Origin of the sequence: Actinoplanes sp. NPDC051470 (assembly GCF_040682035.1) — a bacterium.
Classification (GTDB): Bacteria; Actinomycetota; Actinomycetes; order Mycobacteriales; family Micromonosporaceae; genus Actinoplanes.
Genome location: NZ_JBFBAA010000011.1, coordinates 75,743 through 94,479, shown reverse-complemented (window position 1 = coordinate 94,479; position 18,737 = coordinate 75,743). Strand labels below are relative to the sequence as shown.

General features: G+C 70.4%; 20 protein-coding genes. 10 read left to right on the top strand and 10 right to left on the bottom strand.

Going from position 1 to position 18,737, the window contains the following annotated elements; translation table 11 throughout:
* Positions 1-58 precede the first annotated feature (58 nt).
* On the bottom strand, positions 59-1,483 hold the full coding sequence (locus tag AB0M54_RS20610) for a sigma 54-interacting transcriptional regulator (protein WP_364326031.1): 1,425 nt from the start codon (positions 1,481-1,483) through the stop codon (positions 59-61).
* Positions 1,484-1,557: 74 nt separating this feature from the next.
* Between AB0M54_RS20610 and AB0M54_RS20605 the strand changes: the two genes are divergently transcribed.
* From AB0M54_RS20605 to AB0M54_RS20595, 3 genes are read left to right on the top strand one after another with little or no spacing between them, the layout of a single operon-like run.
* The gene (locus AB0M54_RS20605; protein WP_364473095.1) at positions 1,558-3,192 is read left to right on the top strand and encodes an ABC-F family ATP-binding cassette domain-containing protein; all 1,635 of its coding nucleotides are present in this window, start codon (positions 1,558-1,560) and stop codon (positions 3,190-3,192) included.
* Complete coding sequence (locus AB0M54_RS20600) at positions 3,189-3,575, top strand: DUF6394 family protein (protein ID WP_364326037.1); 387 nt, start codon at positions 3,189-3,191, stop codon at positions 3,573-3,575. Before AB0M54_RS20605 ends, AB0M54_RS20600 begins: the two co-directional genes overlap by 4 nt.
* Positions 3,572-5,308: a potassium channel family protein gene (locus AB0M54_RS20595; RefSeq protein ID WP_364473093.1), complete on the top strand. Its 1,737-nt coding sequence runs from the start codon at positions 3,572-3,574 to the stop codon at positions 5,306-5,308. Before AB0M54_RS20600 ends, AB0M54_RS20595 begins: the two co-directional genes overlap by 4 nt.
* A 100-nt stretch (positions 5,309-5,408) precedes the next feature.
* On the opposite strand, the gene AB0M54_RS20590 is transcribed toward AB0M54_RS20595, so the two are convergent.
* Complete coding sequence (locus AB0M54_RS20590; RefSeq protein ID WP_364326043.1) at positions 5,409-5,576, bottom strand: hypothetical protein; 168 nt, start codon at positions 5,574-5,576, stop codon at positions 5,409-5,411.
* Between AB0M54_RS20590 and AB0M54_RS20585 the strand changes: the two genes are divergently transcribed.
* Positions 5,577-5,843: a hypothetical protein gene (locus tag AB0M54_RS20585; protein WP_364473091.1), complete on the top strand. Its 267-nt coding sequence runs from the start codon at positions 5,577-5,579 to the stop codon at positions 5,841-5,843. It begins immediately after the preceding gene.
* Positions 5,844-5,898: 55 nt separating this feature from the next.
* Positions 5,899-6,633, top strand: coding sequence for a peptidoglycan-binding domain-containing protein (locus tag AB0M54_RS20580; protein ID WP_364473089.1), 735 nt, complete (start codon positions 5,899-5,901; stop codon positions 6,631-6,633).
* A gap of 46 nt (positions 6,634-6,679) precedes the next feature.
* Here the strand turns inward: AB0M54_RS20580 and glgC are convergent, their stop codons facing one another.
* Positions 6,680-7,915, bottom strand: a complete 1,236-nt coding sequence (gene glgC / locus AB0M54_RS20575) for a glucose-1-phosphate adenylyltransferase (protein ID WP_364326052.1) — start codon at positions 7,913-7,915, stop codon at positions 6,680-6,682.
* A 59-nt stretch (positions 7,916-7,974) separates the two neighbouring features.
* Here glgC and glgA point away from each other — a divergent pair, with 59 nt between their 5' ends.
* Positions 7,975-9,177, top strand: coding sequence for a glycogen synthase (gene glgA / locus AB0M54_RS20570; RefSeq protein WP_364473087.1), 1,203 nt, complete (start codon positions 7,975-7,977; stop codon positions 9,175-9,177).
* A gap of 9 nt (positions 9,178-9,186) precedes the next feature.
* Here the strand turns inward: glgA and AB0M54_RS20565 are convergent, their stop codons facing one another.
* Positions 9,187-10,071: an FAD-dependent oxidoreductase gene (locus AB0M54_RS20565; RefSeq protein ID WP_364326187.1), complete on the bottom strand. Its 885-nt coding sequence runs from the start codon at positions 10,069-10,071 to the stop codon at positions 9,187-9,189.
* A gap of 64 nt (positions 10,072-10,135) precedes the next feature.
* Here AB0M54_RS20565 and AB0M54_RS20560 point away from each other — a divergent pair, with 64 nt between their 5' ends.
* The 3 genes from AB0M54_RS20560 (at position 10,136) to AB0M54_RS20550 (ending at position 13,140) form a co-directional block, all read left to right on the top strand.
* Positions 10,136-11,749: a family 10 glycosylhydrolase gene (locus tag AB0M54_RS20560; protein ID WP_364473085.1), complete on the top strand. Its 1,614-nt coding sequence runs from the start codon at positions 10,136-10,138 to the stop codon at positions 11,747-11,749.
* A 230-nt stretch (positions 11,750-11,979) separates the two neighbouring features.
* Positions 11,980-12,546 (top strand): reprolysin-like metallopeptidase, encoded by a 567-nt coding sequence (locus tag AB0M54_RS20555; protein ID WP_364473083.1) that lies wholly within the window; start codon positions 11,980-11,982, stop codon positions 12,544-12,546.
* A gap of 24 nt (positions 12,547-12,570) precedes the next feature.
* Positions 12,571-13,140, top strand: coding sequence for a hypothetical protein (locus AB0M54_RS20550; protein WP_364473081.1), 570 nt, complete (start codon positions 12,571-12,573; stop codon positions 13,138-13,140).
* Here AB0M54_RS20550 and AB0M54_RS20545 read toward each other — a convergent pair.
* The 5 genes from AB0M54_RS20545 to AB0M54_RS20525 all read right to left on the bottom strand — a co-directional run bounded on the left by AB0M54_RS20545 (position 13,137) and on the right by AB0M54_RS20525 (position 17,217).
* Complete coding sequence (locus AB0M54_RS20545; RefSeq protein ID WP_364326061.1) at positions 13,137-14,126, bottom strand: helix-turn-helix domain-containing protein; 990 nt, start codon at positions 14,124-14,126, stop codon at positions 13,137-13,139. The genes AB0M54_RS20550 and AB0M54_RS20545 overlap by 4 nt on opposite strands.
* A 27-nt stretch (positions 14,127-14,153) precedes the next feature.
* Positions 14,154-14,495 carry a phospholipase gene (locus AB0M54_RS20540; RefSeq protein WP_364326064.1) on the bottom strand — a complete coding sequence of 114 codons (342 nt, stop codon included), beginning with the start codon at positions 14,493-14,495 and terminating at the stop codon, positions 14,154-14,156.
* Positions 14,492-15,910: a DUF4331 domain-containing protein gene (locus tag AB0M54_RS20535; protein ID WP_364326067.1), complete on the bottom strand. Its 1,419-nt coding sequence runs from the start codon at positions 15,908-15,910 to the stop codon at positions 14,492-14,494. Before AB0M54_RS20535 ends, AB0M54_RS20540 begins: the two co-directional genes overlap by 4 nt.
* A gap of 34 nt (positions 15,911-15,944) precedes the next feature.
* A complete protein-coding gene (locus AB0M54_RS20530) occupies positions 15,945-16,229 on the bottom strand; it encodes a hypothetical protein (RefSeq protein WP_364326070.1) in 285 nt (94 codons plus the stop codon).
* 76 nt (positions 16,230-16,305) lie between these two features.
* On the bottom strand, positions 16,306-17,217 hold the full coding sequence (locus tag AB0M54_RS20525; protein ID WP_364473079.1) for a lytic polysaccharide monooxygenase: 912 nt from the start codon (positions 17,215-17,217) through the stop codon (positions 16,306-16,308).
* A 141-nt stretch (positions 17,218-17,358) separates the two neighbouring features.
* On the opposite strand from AB0M54_RS20525, the gene AB0M54_RS20520 reads away from it, so the two are divergent.
* Positions 17,359-17,727 carry an FKBP-type peptidyl-prolyl cis-trans isomerase gene (locus AB0M54_RS20520; protein WP_364326075.1) on the top strand — a complete coding sequence of 123 codons (369 nt, stop codon included), beginning with the start codon at positions 17,359-17,361 and terminating at the stop codon, positions 17,725-17,727.
* A 123-nt stretch (positions 17,728-17,850) separates the two neighbouring features.
* Here the strand turns inward: AB0M54_RS20520 and AB0M54_RS20515 are convergent, their stop codons facing one another.
* The gene (locus AB0M54_RS20515; RefSeq protein WP_364326078.1) at positions 17,851-18,723 is read right to left on the bottom strand and encodes a hypothetical protein; all 873 of its coding nucleotides are present in this window, start codon (positions 18,721-18,723) and stop codon (positions 17,851-17,853) included.
* Positions 18,724-18,737: the final 14 nt, after the last annotated feature.

Here is an 18,737-nt window from a genome sequence, read left to right as displayed (position 1 = left end):
GGCTCGGCGTTCGTCCGCCGTCGTGGTCAAGGCCGTAGCCTCCCCGCTCCCGCTCATGTCAGCTCCCGTAGAGGGTGCGGCCGTCGTCGGTGAACTCCTTGGCCAGCCGCCGGGTCAGGTGGAGGCCCTCCAGCACGAACTCGATGCCGGAGGCCGCCTGCGCCGGGCTCGGCGCGTCGCCCAGCCCGAGCCGGTCGAGCACCTTGGCCAGGCCGGGCACGGTGCCGATCTGGGCCAGCAGCTCCTCGGCCGACACCAGGTCGCCGGTCTCGATGATCGCGCCCTCGGAGACCAGCTCGGTGAAGCCGGACAGGTCGAGGCCGGCCAGCCGGGCCCGGAACGTCTCGGCCGTGGCCACCCGCAGCAGGTGGGCCAGCACCTCGGTCTCCCGGCCCTCCTCGCCGCTGTCGAACTCGACCTTGCCGCGCAGCGTGGACGTGACCGACACGGTGTCGCAGACCCGCGCCACCGCCTCGCTCTCGTTGCGCAGCCCCGCCCGGCGCAGCGCGCTGGCCGCGACCGTCTCGGCCGCGGCGATCGCGAACCGGGCCGACACGCCCGACCGGGAATCCACCGCCGGCGACTCGCGGACCCCACGCGTGTATCGGGCCAGCGTCTCGATCAGGTGCTCGGGGACGGACGCGGCCAGCGCCGCCTCCTGCCGGATCAGCGCCACCTCCAGCTCCACCTCGAGCGGGTAGTGGGTGCGGATCTCGGCGCCGAAACGGTCCTTGAGCGGCGTGATGATGCGGCCGCGGTTGGTGTAGTCCTCGGGGTTGGCGCTGGCCACCAGGAGCAGGTCGAGCGGCAGCCGGAGCTGGTAGCCGCGGACCTGGATGTCACGCTCCTCGAGCACGTTGAGCAGCGACACCTGGATGCGTTCGGCCAGGTCGGGCAGCTCGTTGACCGCGAAGATGCCCCGGTTGGTGCGTGGGACCAGGCCGAAGTGGATGGTCTCGGGGTCGCCGAGCGCGCGGCCCTCGGCCACCTTGATCGGGTCGACGTCGCCGATCAGGTCGCCGACGCTGGTGTCCGGGGTGGCGAGCTTCTCGCCGTACCGCTCGGAGCGGTGCAGCCAGCCCACCGGCAGCAGGTCGCCCATCTCGTCGTGCTGCCGCCGGGACGCCGGGGTGAGCGGGAGGTAGGGATGTTCGCGCAGCTCGGAGCCCTCGATGATCGGGGTCCACTCGTCGAGCAGGTCGATCAGGCCCCGGATCAGGCGGGTCTTGCCCTGGCCGCGCTCGCCCAGCAGGACCATGTCGTGGCCGGCCAGGAGCGCGCGCTCGACCTCGGGGAGCACCGTGTCGTCGTACCCGACGATGCCCGGGAAGCGCGGCGCGCCGCTGCGGAGCCGTTGGAGCAGGTTGTCGCGCAGCTCCTCCTTGACGGTGCGGAACTCGTGGCCGGAGGCCCGCAGCTCGCCCAGGGTGCGCGGCAGGTCGGAGGGTGTTTCCGGAATCATCGCGGTTGGCGCGTCTGTCACTCGAAGAAAGCTACTCCGCGATCGTCACCGCCCGCGAAAACTCGGTCGCCGGGCTCACTAGCATCGAACCTGACATGAGCGCCACGATGATCGCCCGCAACCTCGCCGCCGAGCACGGCGACAAGAGCCTGTTCGCCGACCTCGACCTGGTCATCGCCCCCGGCGACGTGATCGGCCTGGTCGGCGCGAACGGCGCCGGCAAGACCACGCTCCTGAGAACCCTGGCCGGCCTGCTCCCCGCGGCCGCCGGCACGGTGACCCTGAGCCCGCCCACGGCGACGGTCGGCTACCTGCCCCAGGAACGCGAGCGCCGCGAGGGCGAGACGCTGCGCGACTTCCTCCACCGGCGCACCGGGGTCGGCCCGGCCCAGGAGGCGATGGACGCGGCGGCGGCCGCCCTCGCCAATTCCTCCGCCGACTCCGGCGACGCCTACTCTGCGGCACTCGACCGCTGGCTCGGTCTGGGCGGCGCCGACCTGGACGAACGCCTTCCCATGGCGCTGGCGTCCCTCGCGCTGGACGTGGCTCCCGAGCACCCGATGACCGCCCTCTCGGGCGGCCAGGCGGCCCGCGCCGGCATGGCGTCGTTGCTGCTCAGCCGCTTCGACATCGTGCTGCTCGACGAACCCACCAACGACCTCGACCTGGACGGTCTGCGCCGGCTGGAGGAGTTCGTCACCGGCCTGCGCGCCGGGGTGGCGCTGGTCAGCCACGACCGCGAGTTCCTCGCCCGGACGGTCACCGAGGTGCTCGAACTCGACCTGGCGCAACAGCAGGTCCGGCTCTACGGCGGTGGCTACGCGGCGTACCTGGAGGAACGCGAGCGGGCCCGCCGGCACGCGCGGGAGGAATACGACGAGTACGCCGAGAAGAAGGACGACCTGCTCGAACGCGCCCGTACCCAGCGGGCCTGGATGGAGAAGGGCGTCCGCAACGCGAGGCGGAAGGCCACCGATCCCGACAAGAACGTCAAGGCGTTCCGGGTCGAGAGCAGCGAGAAGCAGGCGGCCAAGGCGCGACAGACCGAGAAGCTGATCGAGCGCCTGGAGGTCGTCGACGAGCCCCGCAAGGAGTGGGACCTCCGCATGACGATCGCCGCCGCCCCCCGATCCGGCGCGGTCGTCGCCTCGATGCGCGACGCCGTGGTGAGCCGCGGCGCCTTCACCCTGGGCCCGGTCACCCTGCAGATCGACTGGGCCGACCGGGTGGCGATCACCGGCGCCAACGGCTCCGGCAAGTCCACCCTGCTGGCCGCCCTGCTCGGCCGCCTCCCGCTGGACGCCGGCGAGTCCCGCCTCGGCCCCGGCGTGGTGGTCGGCGAGGTTGACCAGGCCCGCGGCCTGTTCCTCGGCGGCGAGCCGCTGACCAGGGCCTTCGGCAACGTGGTGCCCGAACTCAACGATGCCGATGTACGCACCCTGCTGGCCAAGTTCGGCCTGCGCGCCGACCACGTCCGCCGCCCCGCGGCCACCCTCTCCCCCGGCGAACGCACCCGGGCCGCCCTGGCCCTTCTCCAGGCCCGGGGCGTCAACCTGCTGGTCCTCGACGAGCCCACCAACCACCTCGACCTGCCCGCCATCGAGCAACTGGAGCAGGCCCTGTCCTCGTTCACCGGCACGCTCCTGCTGGTCACCCACGACCGCCGCATGCTCGAAGCCGTCCACACCACCCGGCATCTGGAGGTCGCCGACGGTACGGTGACCGGGTGAGCCTGGAAAAGGTCATCTTCGGATTCTTCGTCCTGCTCGCCGCGACGCTCAACTTCGGCTTCTTCATCGGCGACCTGTCCGACCCGGCGCTGCACAACGTCTACGAGCTGTTCGCCGCGGTCGTCGTCAGCCTGATCGCCACCGTGCTCAAGTTCGGCGACCGCACCCAGATCGGCGCGGTCCACCTGGCCACCAGCCTCGTGGCCGACCTCCAGCTGATCGCGGCGGCGCTGGCCTGGGCCTGGGCCAGCCAGATCTCCTCGGCCGGCCTCGACCCGCAGGCCATGGCGAGCGTGGTGTCGCTGTCCGGCGGCGCGCTGCTGGCCAACCTCGTCTCGGTGGTCCTGCTGGTCATCGAGACCGTGTCCTTCCATCGCCGATGACCGCCCGGCGCGGCCACCCCATGCGCGGCCGGGAGAACTCGCCGACGATCTTCCTCATCCTGCGCCGGATGCGCGTACCGCTGATCGTCCTGATCCTGATCTTCGCGGTGAGCGTCCTCGGCCTGTCGCTGATCCCCGGGCGGGACGCGGCCGGGCAGCCGACCCGGATGGGCTTCTTCGACGCGTTCTACTTCATGAGCTACACCGCGACCACCATCGGGTACGGGGAGATCCCGCACCCCTTCACCAGTGCGCAGCGGCTCTGGGTGATGGCCACCATCTACTTCACGGTGATCGGCTGGGCGTACGCGATCGGGTCGCTCCTCACGCTGCTGCAGGACCGGGCCTTCCGGCAGGCGCTCGCGCTGCAACGCTTCACCCGCACGGTGGCCCGGCTGCGTGAGCCCTTCCTGCTGGTGGTCGGGTACGGGCAGACCGGGCGCCTGCTGGGCCGGTCGCTGGACGCGCTGGGCCGCCGCTTCGTCGTGCTCGACACCTCGTCCGAGCGCGTCGACTCGCTCGACGTCGACCAGTACCACGCCGACGTGCCCGGCCTGGCCGCCGACGCCCGCGACCCGCACACCCTGGGCATGGCCGGGCTCGAACACCCGCGCTGCGAGGGCGTGCTCGCGCTCACCGACGATGACGAGGTCAACCTGCTGGTGACGATGACGGCCGCGCTCGTCCGGCCCGACGTACGCGTCATCGCACGCACCACCTCGCCGACCATCGCCCACCGGATGAAGGCCTTCGGGACGCCGACCGTGGTCAACCCGTTCGACCGGTTCGGCGACCACCTCCGGCTGGCGCTGCACGCGCCGTCCTCGTACCAGCTGATGTCGTGGCTGGTCAGCGGGCCCGGGGCCGACCTGCCGGAGCGTGGGAAGGCCCCGGCGACCGGCCGCTGGGTGGTGTGCGGCCACGGCCGGTTCGGCCGGGAACTCACCGCCGACCTGCGAGCCGAGGGCCTGGAGGTGACCATCATCGACCTCGACCCCGACGCCGGCCCCGACATCATCGTGGGCGACGCGTCCGACCCGGAGGTGATCGCCCGCGCCGAGCTGGACCAGGCCGTCGGCCTGGTCGCGGGCACCCACAACGACACCACGAACCTCTCCCTCATCGCCGCCGCCCGCAAGATCAACCCGGACCTGTTCATCGCCGCCCGCCAGAACCGCCCCGCCGACGCCCCGCTGTTCACCGCGGTCGACGCCGACTGGCTCATGGTGCCCACCGAGGTCATGGCCCGCGAGGTCTACGCGCAGCTGAGCACCCCGCTGCTGTGGCGCTTCCTCCAGAACATGCTGTCCGAGAGCGACGAGTGGGCGACCGGCCTGGTCGACCGCCTGCGGCACCAGTGCGGCGGCCGCCTGGGCGAGGTCTGGAAGGTGGCGCTGACCAGCCGCGAGGCGCCCGCGCTGGGTTCCTGGCTGCGCGGAGGCGAGGCCCGACTGGCCGACCTGCTACGCACCCCGCACCAGCGCGACCGCCCCCTGGCCGTGGTGCCCCTCCTGCTGATGCGCGAGACCGGCGCCACGATCCTCGCCCCCGGCGACGACACCCCCGTCACCCCGGGCGATCAGCTCCTGCTGATCGGCCGCCCGTCGGCCCGCCGCCACCTGGCCGACACGATGACCAACGACGCCGTCAGCGAGTACGTCCTTCGCGCCCGCTCCGTCCCGTCGAGCTGGCTCTGGCAGCGCCTGACCGGCCGCGTCCCCCACGCCCGCTGACCCCGTCTCACTGGTACACCGCCTGATCTACGCCGTCGAGCCGGCCGAGATCGCCGTCATCTCCTGCCGCTACCACTACGAATGAACCCGAGCCGAGCCCCTACCGTCGCTCGGCGCTGTAGCGGCGGAGCAGGGCGGTGATCCGCGCCGGGTCGTGGGCGCCGTTCAGGCCGGCCAGGAGGTCGTCGGGGCGCTGACGGAGGCGACCCCAAGCCGCTGATGGACGCGACCCCGAGCCGCTGATGGACGGCCGAGGTTCAATGGCCACGTGAAGAAGATCGGCTTCCTGTCCTTCGGTCACTGGCGCAACGCGGCCGGCTCCGAGACCCGCAGCGCCGCGGACGCGCTGCTGCAGACCATCGAGCTGGCCGAGGCCGCCGAGGAACTGGCCGCCGACGAGGCCGTCCGGGCCGCCGACACGGTGCTGTTCACCGTGCCGAACCAGCTCGGCGTCGCCTACAACGCCCGGATCCTGGAGACCATCACCAAGCACATCGCCCCGGCCATCGGCTGGAGCCGGAGCGAAAGCACGTGAACCTTCTTCGCGCCGGGCCCGTGGTGGCGGTGAACCCGAGCGGGAGGAGACGGAGATGTGGGTACGAAAGATCATGCTGGCGGTCGCGGCGGGGCTGGCGCTGATTCCAGCCGGCGCCGGGGCTGCTCAGGCGGCCGGGACACCGAGCCTGACCACGTGCACCGACCAGCTGCTGATCATGGGCTCGTCGGGGCCGTGTGTCAGCTCGATGCAGGAATCGCTCGAAGCGCTGGGCATGGATGTCGGAGCGGACGGCCAGTACGGCGCCCGGACCCGGCTGGCCGTGTACTACTTCCAGGTGGCGGCCGGGCTGGACGCCGACGGTGAGGCGGGCCCGATCACCATCACGGCGCTGGACCGCATCGCCAACTCGCCGGCCGGTCTCACCATCGGCCTGCCGCGGATGCCGGACGGCGACGCGGAATTCTCGCCGGCCGGTAACGGGGTGCTGACCAAGGGTCTGGGCGGCATCGGGACGCAGTCGTACTACTTCAGCCGGGGCGCGAGCCGGATGCTGAACGACGCGCTCAACGACCCGGAGAACGGGGCCGGATCGGCCGTCACGGAGGCGGTCGCCTGCGCCGCGATCACCGCGGCCTGGGGCCCGGCGTTCCCGTTGGCCGAGGCCGGATGCACCGCGATCGGCATCGGCACGGTCTACAACGTCGAGCGGGCCGCGCAGGACGCCGTGGACGCGGACGGCTGCTTCGAGATCAAGGTGCGGCGGTTCTCGGCCAGTTTCTCGGCGGCGGAGTACACGCACAACGAGGGGCACAACTGCATCCCGTGATCGAGCGGGCGGGTACGGCCGGGAGGGCGCCTCCCGGCCGTACCCGTCAGAGCTCGACCTGTTGCCCCTTGCCGATGACGACCACGCCGTTGTCGGAGACCGTGTAGAACTTGCGGTCACGGTCGAGGTCGACACCGATCTGGGCGCCCTCGGGCACGATCACGTTCTTGTCGATGATCGCGTTGCGGATGACCGCGCGCCGGCCCACCTGCACGCCCTCCATCAGCACCGAGCCCTCGACGTGGGCCCAGGAGTTGATCCGGACGTTCGGCGAGACCACCGACCGGTCGACCAGCGAGCCGGAGACGACCACACCGGGCGAGATCATCGATTCGACGGCGCGGCCCTGGCGGTCGTCGTACCCATGGACGAATTTGGCCGGCGGCCACGAGCCGTAGTTGGTGTAGATCGGCCACTCGTGGTTGTAGAGGTTGAAGACCGGCGAGGTGGCGATCAGGTCCATGTGGGCCTCGTAGAACGAGTCGAGCGTCCCCACATCACGCCAGTAGCCGCGGTCGCGGTCGGTGCTGCCCGGGATGGCGTTGTCACGGAAGTCGTAGACGCACGCCTCGCCCTTCTCGACGAGCATCGGGATGATGTTGCCGCCCATGTCGTGCTTGCTGTCCGGGTTCTGCGCGTCCCGGGTGACCGCCTCACACAGCGCCCGCGTGGTGAAGACGTAGTTGCCCATCGACGCGTAGATCTCGTCCGGCGCGTCCGGCAGGCCGTCGACCTCGACCGGCTTCTCCTTGAACTCGCGGATCCGGCGCGGGCTGGCCGGATCGATGTCGATCACTCCGAATTGGTCGGACATCGCCTTGGGCTGCCGGATGCCGGCCACGGTCACCGCGGCGCCCGAGGCGATGTGCTGGTCGACCATCTGGCCCGGGTCCATCCGGTAGATGTGGTCGGCGCCGAAGACGATGACGTAGTCGGGGTTCTCGTCGTTGATCAGGTTCAGGCTCTGGTAGATGGCGTCGGCCGAGCCGGCGAACCAGCGCGGACCGAGCCGCTGCTGGGCCGGCACCGGGGTGACGTAGTTGCCGAGCAGCGTCGACATCCGCCAGGTCTTGGAGATGTGCCGGTCGAGGGAGTGCGACTTGTACTGGGTCAGCACCACCATCTTCAGATACCCGCCGTTGGCCAGGTTGGAGAGCACGAAGTCGATCATGCGATAGATGCCGCCGAACGGGACGCCGGGCTTGGCCCGGTCGGTGGTGAGGGGCATCAGGCGCTTGCCCTCGCCACCAGCCAGTACGATCGCGAGCACCTTGACAGCCATGGAGGAACGCTAACTTTCTGGCTGCGCGAACGCCAGTCGAAGCGGCTAAGTTGAGTGTCGTGACCTCCCAAGACCTGCGTGTGGATCTGATCAGCCGTGAGTACCCCCCGGAGGTGTACGGCGGCGCCGGCGTCCACCTGGAGTACCTCGCCCGTGATCTGCGCCCGCTGGCCGACGTCCGGGTGCACTGCTTCGGGGGCAAGCGCGACGAGCCGGGCGTCACGGCGTACCCGGAACCGGCCGAGCTGGCCGGCGCCAACGCCGCGCTCCGCACCATGGGCATCGACCTGGCCATCGCCGCCGGGTGCGAGGGCACCGACATCGTGCACAGCCACACCTGGTACGCGAACTTCGCCGGCCACACCGCCAAACTCCTGCACGGCGTGCCGCACGTGGTGACCACCCACAGCCTCGAGCCGCTGCGGCCGTGGAAGGCGGAACAGCTCGGCGGCGGGTACGCGCTGTCCTCGTTCTGTGAGCGGGTGGCCATCGAGAACGCCGACGCGGTGATCGCGGTGTCCGCCGGCATGAAGCGTGACGTGCTCACGGCGTACCCGTCGGTCGATGAATCCAAGATCCGGGTGGTCTACAACGGCATCGACACCGAGCAGTACCAACCCGACCGGGGCACGGACGTGATCGAGCGGCTGGGCATCGACCTGAGCCGGCCCAGCGTGGTCTTCGTCGGGCGGATCACCCGGCAGAAGGGACTGCCCTACCTGCTGCGGGCCTGTCACGACCTGCCGTCCGACGTCCAGATCGTGCTGCTGGCCGGTGCGCCGGACACGCCCGAGATCGCCGCCGAGGTCGAGGGCCTGGCCATCCAGCTGCGCAACGCCCGCGACGAGAACGGCGTGATCTGGGTGCAGGAGATGCTGCCCAAGCACGAGGTCGTCCAGGTGCTGACGCACGGCACGGTGTTCGTCTGCCCGTCGATCTACGAGCCGATGGGCATCGTCAACCTGGAGGCGATGGCCTGCGAGACCGCGGTGGTGGCGACCGCGACCGGCGGCATCCCCGAGGTGATCGCCGACGGCGAGACCGGCGTCCTGGTGCCGATCGACCAGGTCGCGGACGGCACCGGCACCCCGGTCGACCCGGACCGCTTCGTGGCCGACCTGGCGTCGGCGCTGACCGGCGTGCTCCAGGACCCGGCGCGGGCCAAGGAGCTGGGCCTGGCCGGGCGGCGGCGGGCCGTGGAGAAGTTCTCCTGGTCGACGATCGCCGAGGACACCCTCGAGGTCTACCGCAGCCTGCTCTGAGGTCTGAGCCTACTTTTTCATGCTCCGCATGATGTCCCGCGCGACGGCCCGGCCGCTCAGCCAGGCCGTCTGCACGCGCGGCCGGCCGAACGCGTCGCCGCAGACGTAGACGTCGCCCTGGCGGTGGAACAGCTCGCCGCCGCCGGGCGACGGTTGCGCGAAGGTCCAGCGGTGCACGCGGACCGACTCGGCGGCGGGCAGATCGAGCAGCTTGCGTACGGCCGACTCGAGCTCCGCCGCGGCCGCGAGCGGCTCGGCCAGATGCGGCCGGGCGAAGTCGCCGGTCGAGTGGGCCACCAGCACCGGCGCGCGGTCGCCCCGGCGGTCCCCGTCATCACAGACGGTGGCCAGCACGTCATGGCCGTTCACGAACATGCCGTGGAAGCCGGGCCAGGTCCGCTCCCGGAAGGTCAGCACGGCGGCCAGCACCGGGGACCATTCCTGGAGTACGCCCACCGGCGTGATCCGCTCGGCCTGCGGCGCCGGCATCGCCAGCACCACGGCGTCCGCCTCGGGCAGCGTGCGCACCTCCTGCTCCAGCGTGACGTCCAGCTCACCGGCCAGGTCCTCGGCCAGGCTCCGCAGCCCGCCCGGCGCCGACCAGCGCGCCGGCCCGGTCGTCGTGGAACGCTCGCCGCCGTCGTCGACCGCGAACGTGTCGGTCCACGGGTGTGCCAGTCCCGCCACCCGCCAGCTGTCCAGCCGCCCCTGGAAGGCCGGGTCGTCCGCGGTGAGGTAGGCGGCGCCGATGTCCGCGTACCGGCCGTCGAATCTCTTGCTCGCCAACCGCCCGCCGACCACGCGCCCACGCTCGATCACCCGGGCCGGAACATCCGCGTCGACCAGCTCCCGCGCGCAGGCCAGACCGGCTATGCCCGCCCCTACCACGATCACCGTCACGCCCCGGACTCTACGACCTGTTACGAGCCGTTCGTGGGCGCAAGGCACACTGGGGGCCATGCGCCTGCGCCGACCGCCATTGAAGATCACCGCGATCGTGGTGGTCTCGGTGATCGCCCTGGCCGCCATCGCGGTGGGTCTGATCAGGGCTGCCACGTACGAACCACCCGCCGCCCAGCCGGTCGGGCCGGCGGCGGCGGAACCGGTCACCGGCGTCACCGGGCGCTGCGCCGGGGTGCCGGTGGACGCGCCCCGCGAACTGCGCGGCATGTGGCTCACCACGGTCACCAACATCGACTGGCCGAGCCGGCCGGACCTGTCCGAGGCGCAGGTGAAGAAGGAGTACCTGGACTGGCTGGCGCTGGCCCAGGCCCAGAACCACAACGCGATCTTCGTGCACGTGCGGCCCAGCGGCGACGCGTTCTGGGAGTCGAAGTACGCGCCCTGGTCCGAGTGGCTGACCGGCAAACGGGACGGCAAGAGCCCCGGCTGGGACCCGATGCAGTTCATGATCGACGAGGCGCACCAGCGGAACCTGGAGTTCCACGCCTGGTTCAACCCGTACCGCGGAACCCAGCCCGGCCCGAAGGGACCCGGCGCCGACTTCGCCAAGCTGGCGCCCAACCACCCGCTGATCAAGCACCGCGAGTGGTCGATCTCCTATCCGACCGGCCCGAAGGCCCGCCTCTACTTCGACCCGGGCATCCCCGAGGCGCGGCGCTTCGTCGAAGACTCGATGCTCGAGGCGGTGCAGAAGTACGACGTCGACGGCGTCCACTTCGACGACTTCTTCTACCCCTACCCCGAGGGCACCCAGGACTTCCCCGACAACGCCAGCTACGCCAAGTACGCGCGGCCCGGCCAGAGCAAGGCGGCCTGGCGCCGGGCCAACGTGAACACCCTGGTCCGCGAGATGGACCAGCGCATCAAGCAGATGAAGCCGTGGGTGAAGTTCGGCATCAGCCCGTTCGGCATCTGGCGCAACGCCCGCACCGACCCGCTGGGCTCCGACTCCAAGGGCCTGCAGAGCAACGACGAGATCTACGCCGACACCCGCACCTGGGTCCTCGAGGGCTGGGTCGACTACATCGTGCCCCAGCTCTACTGGGCCATCGGCTTCGACAAGGCCGCGTACGAGAAGGTCCTGCCCTGGTGGTCCAAGCTGGTCAAAGGCACCGACGTGCAGCTCTACATCGGCCAGGGTGACTACCGTGTCGGCGAGAAGGGGCCGTGGAGCGATCCGGCCCAGATCGACCGCCAGCTGGCCCTGAACGACCAGTACGCCGTGCAGGGCAGCGTCCACTTCAGCGCCAAGCAGATCCGGGCCGACCGGCTGGGCTCGGTGTCCCGCTACCGCAAGGCCCACTACGCGTCGCCGGCCCTGGTCCCGCTGATGAAGCAACTCCCGAACGAGCAGCCGTCGACCCCGCGCCTGGTGGCGGCCCGCAAGTCCGCCCCCGGCGGCACCATGGCCCTGGACTGGCAGGCCGGCGACAAGAAGCCGGCGTCCTGGGCGCTGTACCGGGTGGACGGCCCCAAGGCCGCGCTCGTGTCGACCGGCCGCGCCGGGACCGCGCCGGCCGCACCCGGGCCCGGCACCTACTGCCTGAGCGGCCTCGACCGCTCGGGCAACGAGTCGCCGATCAGCTCGCCCCTGACCATCCGCCCTTGATTCGCGGTCACGGCAGCCTAGCCGAGATCAGGCCGCCGGAGAATCGGGCAGAGGCTCACAACACCTTGACGAAAGTCTATGTGATTCCGCAACTTGCAATTCATTGAGAGGCTGACAATCCACAATGTACGATCGACCACGGAAAGGACAATTATCCCCATAAAGAAGGGTCGAGCGTGAGACGAACCTCGTACGTGGTCCCGACTGTCCTGGCCTTGACGGTAAGCGCTGTGCTGCTGGACGTGTCGCCAGCCAGTGCCGATCCGGTCCCGGCGTTTCCCTGCCACTTCTCCGGCTCCGGGTTGGAATTGAAATGGCGGGACGACACGACGTCGTCCAGCTATTCCTCGGTCGCCTCCAATTCCGCCGCCGCCTGGAACAATTCGGCCGCGCAGGTGCACCTGACCAAGGTGAGCAGTGGCGCCAACATGCTGCTGGAGTCACCGAATTTCGGCCCGATCATCAACGGCATCGAGTCCGACGGCGTCACGTACACCGTGGTGAACGGCGGAAGTTACGATCCGGTCTGCACGGACGGGCTGTGGAGGCTCTCACCCCACGTCGCGATCAACCGGTGGTATGCCGAGGGTCAGGATGACGGCAGCGCCGATTCGGCCGCCCAACGGCAGTCCACGCTGGCTCACGAGATCGGTCACGCGCTCGGTCTGGCCCATGGGACGGCGGGCAGCTGCCCCAATGTCGCCCTGATGGACCCCGAGACCCTCCGCCGGTGGAACACCTGCCGCATCAATACGCCGCAGGACAGAGACATTCAGCGCGCCAACATCATCTACTGAGGACGTGACGTGCGAAGCAACGTATTGACATCAATCGCAGGCGTCGTTGTCGCTGTCACCGCGGTGACGCTGGTCAGCAATGTGGGATCCCAGGCGGCTCCGGCCGGCACCTTTCCGTTGTCCGCGGCGGCGGCCGAGGAGATGTACGGTCCAGGTCCGAGCCGGGTCCGGCCCGCCGAGTCGCTGGCGGAGACCCGGCAGGAGGCCACCTTCGTGGTGGTCGGCAAGCCGCGGAGTTCCAGCGTCACGGTCATCCCGGACGGACTGCCGATGGCCGGCGCCCGGGTCACCCGGGTCGTGTTCCAGGTCGAACGGTCGGTCAGCGGACCCCCGGCCCCGGCGAAGGTCATCGTCAAACAGCTTGGCTCGACCATCGACCCGCCGATGTACGGCCGGGAGTTCCTCAAGAAGGACGAGTCCTACCTGCTCTACCTGCTGCCGGACGACCTGGTGAAGGGCAGCGGCGACTTCGTCATCGGCGGAGACGGCGAGTACCGGCTGATGGGCTCGACGTATTACAACGTGACCGTCCGGCTCGACAAGGTACCGAGCGCCATCAGCGCGGCGTCGCTCGACCAGGTTGTGCTGCGCTAGCGACGATCGCGGAGCGTCTGTGAGGGTGACTCGCCGAAGCGGCGGCGGTAGTCACCGGCGAAGCGGCCCAGGTGGGCGAAACCCCAGCGGGCCGCGACGTCGCTGACGGTGGTGCGCCACGGGTCGCCGTTGGACAGCTCCCGGTGGACTCCGTCGAGGCGGAAGCGGCGCAGGTAGGTCATCGGGGACATGCCGACGTGCTGTTTGAAGGCGTCCTGCAGCACGCGCACCCCGACGCCGGCGATGGCGGCCAGGTCGCCGGCCGTGAAGGGGTGGCCGGGGCGCTCCTGGATCGCGTCCAGGGCGCGTTTGACCGTGCGGGGGCGACGGGCCGCGGGCTCGTTCGAGAACGGGTGTTCGACCGTCAGGGCCAGGCCGGTGATCAGCAGGTCGCGCCACTGCTTGGCGATCTGGGGCCGGGCGATCAACGGGTTGTGGCCGCGCATGTCGGTCAGCAGCTGGCGGACCATGGCCGCCCAGCTGCGGCCCCGGCCGGTGCCGGTGGGGAAGCTCGCCGCGAGCGGCATGGGCGAGGTGACCTGGCGGTCGAGGGCGGCGTCGACCTCGCGTTCCAGGGTGGCGCGGTCGACCTTGACGCTCAGCAGGCGGCAGTCGGCGCCCAGGCGCAGCTCGACCTCGCCCACCGGCTGGAGGACAACCGCGCACGACGCGTCGGCGGCGACCACATGGCCGAGCTGACGGGACTGGACCGCCCCGGTCAGGGGGGCCAGCACGTGGTAGGCGTCTTCCAGGTGGGAGGTGGTGACGAAGACGTCGGCGCCGTACCCGAGCTCACCGATCGTCACCGCGCCCAGGCCGAGGCCCTCGGCCTGGAAGTCGAGCGTGCGGGTGTCGCCCAGGGGGCGGACCCGCACGCTGTCGTAGAACAGTTTGCGGCAGAACCGGCCGGCCTCGTCGAGGTCGTTGGTCCGCAGCGTGGTGCGGACCGGAATGCCCGCCTCCGCGTCCGACCCCCTCGACACCATCCGCCGACTGTAGTCCTACGGTGACTCTCAGACAGTCACCGGGACCGGCCATTCATATTCGGTCACCATGCCACCGGTGACGTCCACCTCGGCGAGCACCGTGACCGGGTCGCGCCAGATGGCGTACCGGCCCTCGGGCAGGTCGTCGATGACGACGCTCCACAGCACCCCGCCGCGCACGTAGCGGGCGCGGACCGCGGCGTGCGTACGCCGCGTGGGGTCGGACAGCGGGGACACCTCGATCTCGTGCCCGTGCAGGCTGCCCGGCGTGTGGATGACCATGGCGCCGATCGAACCGCCGATGTTGAGCACCACCGTGCCCTGGCCGCTGGGGGCCAGGGTGTGGTGGTGATGCGCGCCGACCGTCACTTCTTGGCCTTCGCAGCGTCGGGCGCCGGCGGGTTGTTGAAACCGTCGAACGGCGTCGGCAGGTACGGGAACTTCTTCAGCAGCGGGGCGCTGACGTTCTTGATGGTCAGGCCCTGCTCGACCAGCGCCGCCGCGTCGTCCGGCTTGAAGTCGGCGTTGACCAGCGGCACGGTGACACCGGCGATGGCCCGCAGCGAGATCGACACCACGTCGTCGGCGATCCGCCGGCCGTTCGGGAACCCGGCCAGGTCGGCGCCGAGGACACCGAACGGGTTCTCCTCCTTGGCCGGCGGGATGGCCGTGTTCAGCCGCAGCATGTCGGCCTGGGTCTCGCCGGTGTTGTTCTGGAACTCGTCGATCAGCCCGTCCGGGATGCCGGTGAGCAGGATCGCGAGCAGGTCGGCGCGCGGCTCGCCGGCCTTGTTCAGCTCGGCCAGCTTGTCGAAGACGCCCGGGTAGAGCACCGGCAGCAGCGCGCCGAGCTCGGGGGTGGCGACGAACTCGGCGAACCGCTTGTCCTCGCTGGGCGGCAGGCTGTTCCACAGGTCCTTCTGCGCCATCGGCACGATGACCTCGTTGAACAGCGGGTTGCCGAGCCGGGAGACCTGGGTGTGCGGGCCGACGTACACGTCGTCCTCGCCCTTGCCCTTGCGCACCTGGACCTGGCGGCGGCTGGCCGAGGTCCACACGCCGATCACCGCGCCGGCGTCACGGCCGCGGACCTTCTTCTTGCCGTCCTTGCGGACCATGTGCAGCGGGACCTGCACGGCGATGGAGTGCACGTTGGTCTTGTCGGTGGCGTTGACCGCCTTGCCGGCGTAGTTGAAGAGCTTCTGGCCGACCAGGTGCGCGTTCTGGAACGGACGCAGCGTACCCAGGTCGAAGATGGACCCGAGGTCGACGAAGAAGGCGTCGGCGCGCTGCCCGGCGAAGACCTGCTCGCCGGACTTCAGCTTGTGCACGGCGTCGGCGGCGAGCTTGTCGTAGTCCGCGATGGACAGCGGACCGACGTTGCAGGGCGGGCAGGGCAGCTTCTCGGCCAGCACGGTGTGCTTGCCGTGAGCGTCCACCCTGGTCACCGAGAAGAACTGGCGACGGTTCCAGTTCTCGCTGTCCAGGGACTCGATCGGCCCGGTGTTGTAGAGAAACGTCTTGTCGTTACGCAGTTCGGTGCGGAACCGGAACTGGTACGTGAGATCCGGGCGGGCGTCGCCGTTGGAATCGATGTGGATCTCGTAGAGTACGTCGTCGCCGAACTCGAAGAAGTTCGGTCCGCTCGCGGGGGGCTGGAGCGGAACGTAGTTGGCGATCAGGGTCACGGTGTCCGGGTGGTCCGGGCTCACGAACGCGTAGAGGTCGGAGCTGTCCGCCACCGGGTCCTTGCTGATCTCCGGTGCTTCACGATGCGAAGACAAGGGGGGTCCTTAAAGTCGTCGGGGGAAGGAGGAGTCAGCCGCGCTTGGCGGCTTTGAGCAGCTGCTCGGCGAGCTTCTTGTCCTCCAGCTTCAGCTTCTGGCCACCGCTGAAGACGTCGAACACACCCTTCTTCGCGTCGACCAGCGACAACACCAACGGCTGGCCGTCGTCCTTGCCGTCGCCCTTGCGCTCACCGGCCAGGCTCAGCCCGGCGACACCGGCGACGGATGCGCCGACCCCGACGGTGGCGGCGACGGTGAGAACCCGGCGCCGGGACAGGCCGGTGCCCGTCTGGCGGCGGTAGTGACTGCGACTCATGCTCGGCCTTTCGATCGTCTTAGGGGCGGGGCTGTGTCGTCGACGCCCTTCAGTACGGTGCCGGAAGCACGGCGGTTCAACGGATTTCGATCTCCCTGGGAGAATCCTGAGTACGCCGCCCGCGGCTGCGGATCATCCAGGTGAGCGCGAACGCGGCGGTCATCGCGGCCAGCAGCGCGATCGCCACGTAGTAGACGCTGTCGTCCGCCGGCAGCTCCGCGGCCCGCCGGAGCTGCTGTGGGGCCGGGGTTTCCGCGGCCGGTGCGGGCTCGTCCGAGGCGGTCGGTGACGGCTTCGCCTTCGGTGCGGCCTTCGACGCCTTGGGTACGACCACAGCCGGCGTCTTCTTCGCCGCGGGTTTCTCCGCCGCGCTCAGCACCAGGTCCGAGCAGGAGTAATAGGTGTCCGCGGTGGAGGAGTTCTGCCAGATCGTGTAGAGCACCTGCCGGCCGGTGCGGTCCTTCGGCAGCTTCGCGCTCATCCGGTACGCCCCGTCGACCAGCGGCGGGTCCTTGTCCACCAGGATGGCCTTGGTGGGCAGGTCGTCCCAGCGCAGCGGTTCGCCCGGGTCGTACCCCTCCTTGGTCAGGTAGACCCGGAAGGTGCCCTGGTGCGGGATGGGCGAGGTGTAGCGGATGGTCAGCGTGTCGCCGGCGGTCACCTTCGTCGCCGGCCAGTCGTCCCGGGCCAGGTCGAGGCCCTGGTAGGCGTCCAGTCCCCCGCTGCACAGCTTCCCGTCCGGGATCACCTCGCGGTCCCGGCCGTTCACCCCGTTGACGCGCAGGTTGTCGAACTTCCCGAACGGCTGACCGTTCGCCTTCTTGGCCGCCTTGCACGCGGCGCTGGAGGTTTCGGTGCCCTCCCCGGCGCAGGCGGCGGTGCGGCTGATCGGCTTGGTCGGTGCGCCGTGGGCGCTGGCGGGAACGGTGGTCGTCAACGTGACCAGGGCGGTCGCGGCGAGCACCGCGCCGATGCGGCGGAGCGGCATGGGTGAGGACTCCCTCGACTCGGAACTGACCCCAGGGGTACGGACGGGAGCCGCGAGTCGTTCATCACCCTGGGTGGCAATCGACGAGAAGCGCGCCCGGCTGTGATTGCATGGCGGACGTAACCGAACACAGGAGGATCCATGGACAAGCCCGACGTCGGCCCGATCACCGGCGAGCCGCCGGCCGAGCTGCTGATCGAGGACATCACCCCGGGTGACGGCGACGAGGCGAAGCCGGGCCAGTACGTGAGCGTGCACTACGTGGGTGTGGCGCACTCGTCCGGCAAGGAGTTCGACGCGTCCTACAACCGGGGCGAGCCGTTCGAGTTCGAGCTGGGTGGGGGCCGGGTCATCGCCGGGTGGGACAAGGGGGTGGCCGGCATGCGCGTCGGTGGCCGCCGCCGGCTGACCGTCCCCCCGCACCTGGGCTACGGCGCCCAGGGCGCGCCGGGCGCGATCAAGCCGAACGAGACGCTCATCTTCGTGGTGGACCTGCTCGGCGTGAAGTGATCGGACGGCAGGCCGCACGGGCCGGAGCGGGCATCGCCCGCCCCGGCCCGTCGCCGTTCGGCTCGTGCCCCGGCTCGTCGCGGGACAGGAACTCGTCCGGGTCGAACGGGTCGCCCAGCGGGGTCACTTCTGCTTCCTCAGGTCGGCGCAGCCGGTCTCGTCCGGCAGCAGCGGGCGGAAGGTGACCCGGAACTGCTTCGCCTCCCACGTCCACGGGGTCTGCTGGTTGGCCTTGCCCTTCTGGGCCGCGGCCAGCACGGCCGGGCCGTCGGCGATGACGCAACCGACCTTCACGTTCGGGTTCAGGGGCTCACCCGGCAGCGCCGGGCCCGGCCAGGCCACCGGGGTGAACTCGCCCGGCATCCCGTCGTCCTGCTTGACGTAGGGCTGGGCCAGCGCGGCGATCTGACCGGCCTGGTACGGCTTGGCCTGCGGGCTCGCGCCGTACTCGCGGAGCTTGTCGGCGAACGCGGCCAGCTTGGCCCGGGCCGCCCGTTGATCGGGGGTCAGCCTCGGGTCGTTCTCCTGGGCCTCACGCAGCGCCATCACGCTGACGCTCTGGGTCTCGCCGCCGACGATCACGTCGATCCGGGTGCTCGGCGCGTCGGCCACGTTCGGCTGGCCGAGGTCGGACCCGGTGCGCACGCCGGCCGCCTGGGCCTCCTGGGCCAGCTTGGTGACCTCGCCGGGGCTGATCGAGGTGACCTGGAGGTTGGGCAGCGCCGGGCCGGGATAGATGGCCGGGACCGGGCCCTCGGTGATGATCCGCCCATCGGCGAAGACGCTGACCTCGGGGATCCGCCCGACGATGCGCTCGGCGGGCACGAACCCGCCCTCGCTGAGCATCCGGAGGACCAGATCGGTGCCGGCGCTTCCGGTCACGCCATCGCCCGAGGGGGAAGGAGCGGAAGCGGAGCCGGCGTCGGTGCGGGCGCAGGCGGACAGAGCGATCAACGCTGCGGCTGTTGCCATCAGGGGGATGCGGCGAACGGTCATGCCGTGTACGACGA

Bases quoted from the DNA above. Each gene is read 5' to 3' on its own strand.
- AB0M54_RS20515 (WP_364326078.1), bottom strand. From the start codon at position 18,723: ATGACCGTTCGCCGCATCCCCCTGATGGCAACAGCCGCAGCGTTGATC.
- AB0M54_RS20545 (WP_364326061.1), bottom strand. From the start codon at position 14,126: ATGGTGTCGAGGGGGTCGGACGCGGAGGCGGGCATTCCGGTCCGCACC.
- AB0M54_RS20560 (WP_364473085.1), top strand. From the start codon at position 10,136: ATGCGCCTGCGCCGACCGCCATTGAAGATCACCGCGATCGTGGTGGTC.
- AB0M54_RS20605 (WP_364473095.1), top strand. From the start codon at position 1,558: ATGAGCGCCACGATGATCGCCCGCAACCTCGCCGCCGAGCACGGCGAC.
- AB0M54_RS20520 (WP_364326075.1), top strand. From the start codon at position 17,359: ATGGACAAGCCCGACGTCGGCCCGATCACCGGCGAGCCGCCGGCCGAG.
- AB0M54_RS20530 (WP_364326070.1), bottom strand. From the start codon at position 16,229: ATGAGTCGCAGTCACTACCGCCGCCAGACGGGCACCGGCCTGTCCCGG.
- AB0M54_RS20525 (WP_364473079.1), bottom strand. From the start codon at position 17,217: ATGCCGCTCCGCCGCATCGGCGCGGTGCTCGCCGCGACCGCCCTGGTC.
- AB0M54_RS20580 (WP_364473089.1), top strand. From the start codon at position 5,899: ATGTGGGTACGAAAGATCATGCTGGCGGTCGCGGCGGGGCTGGCGCTG.
- glgC (WP_364326052.1), bottom strand. From the start codon at position 7,915: ATGGCTGTCAAGGTGCTCGCGATCGTACTGGCTGGTGGCGAGGGCAAG.
- AB0M54_RS20595 (WP_364473093.1), top strand. From the start codon at position 3,572: ATGACCGCCCGGCGCGGCCACCCCATGCGCGGCCGGGAGAACTCGCCG.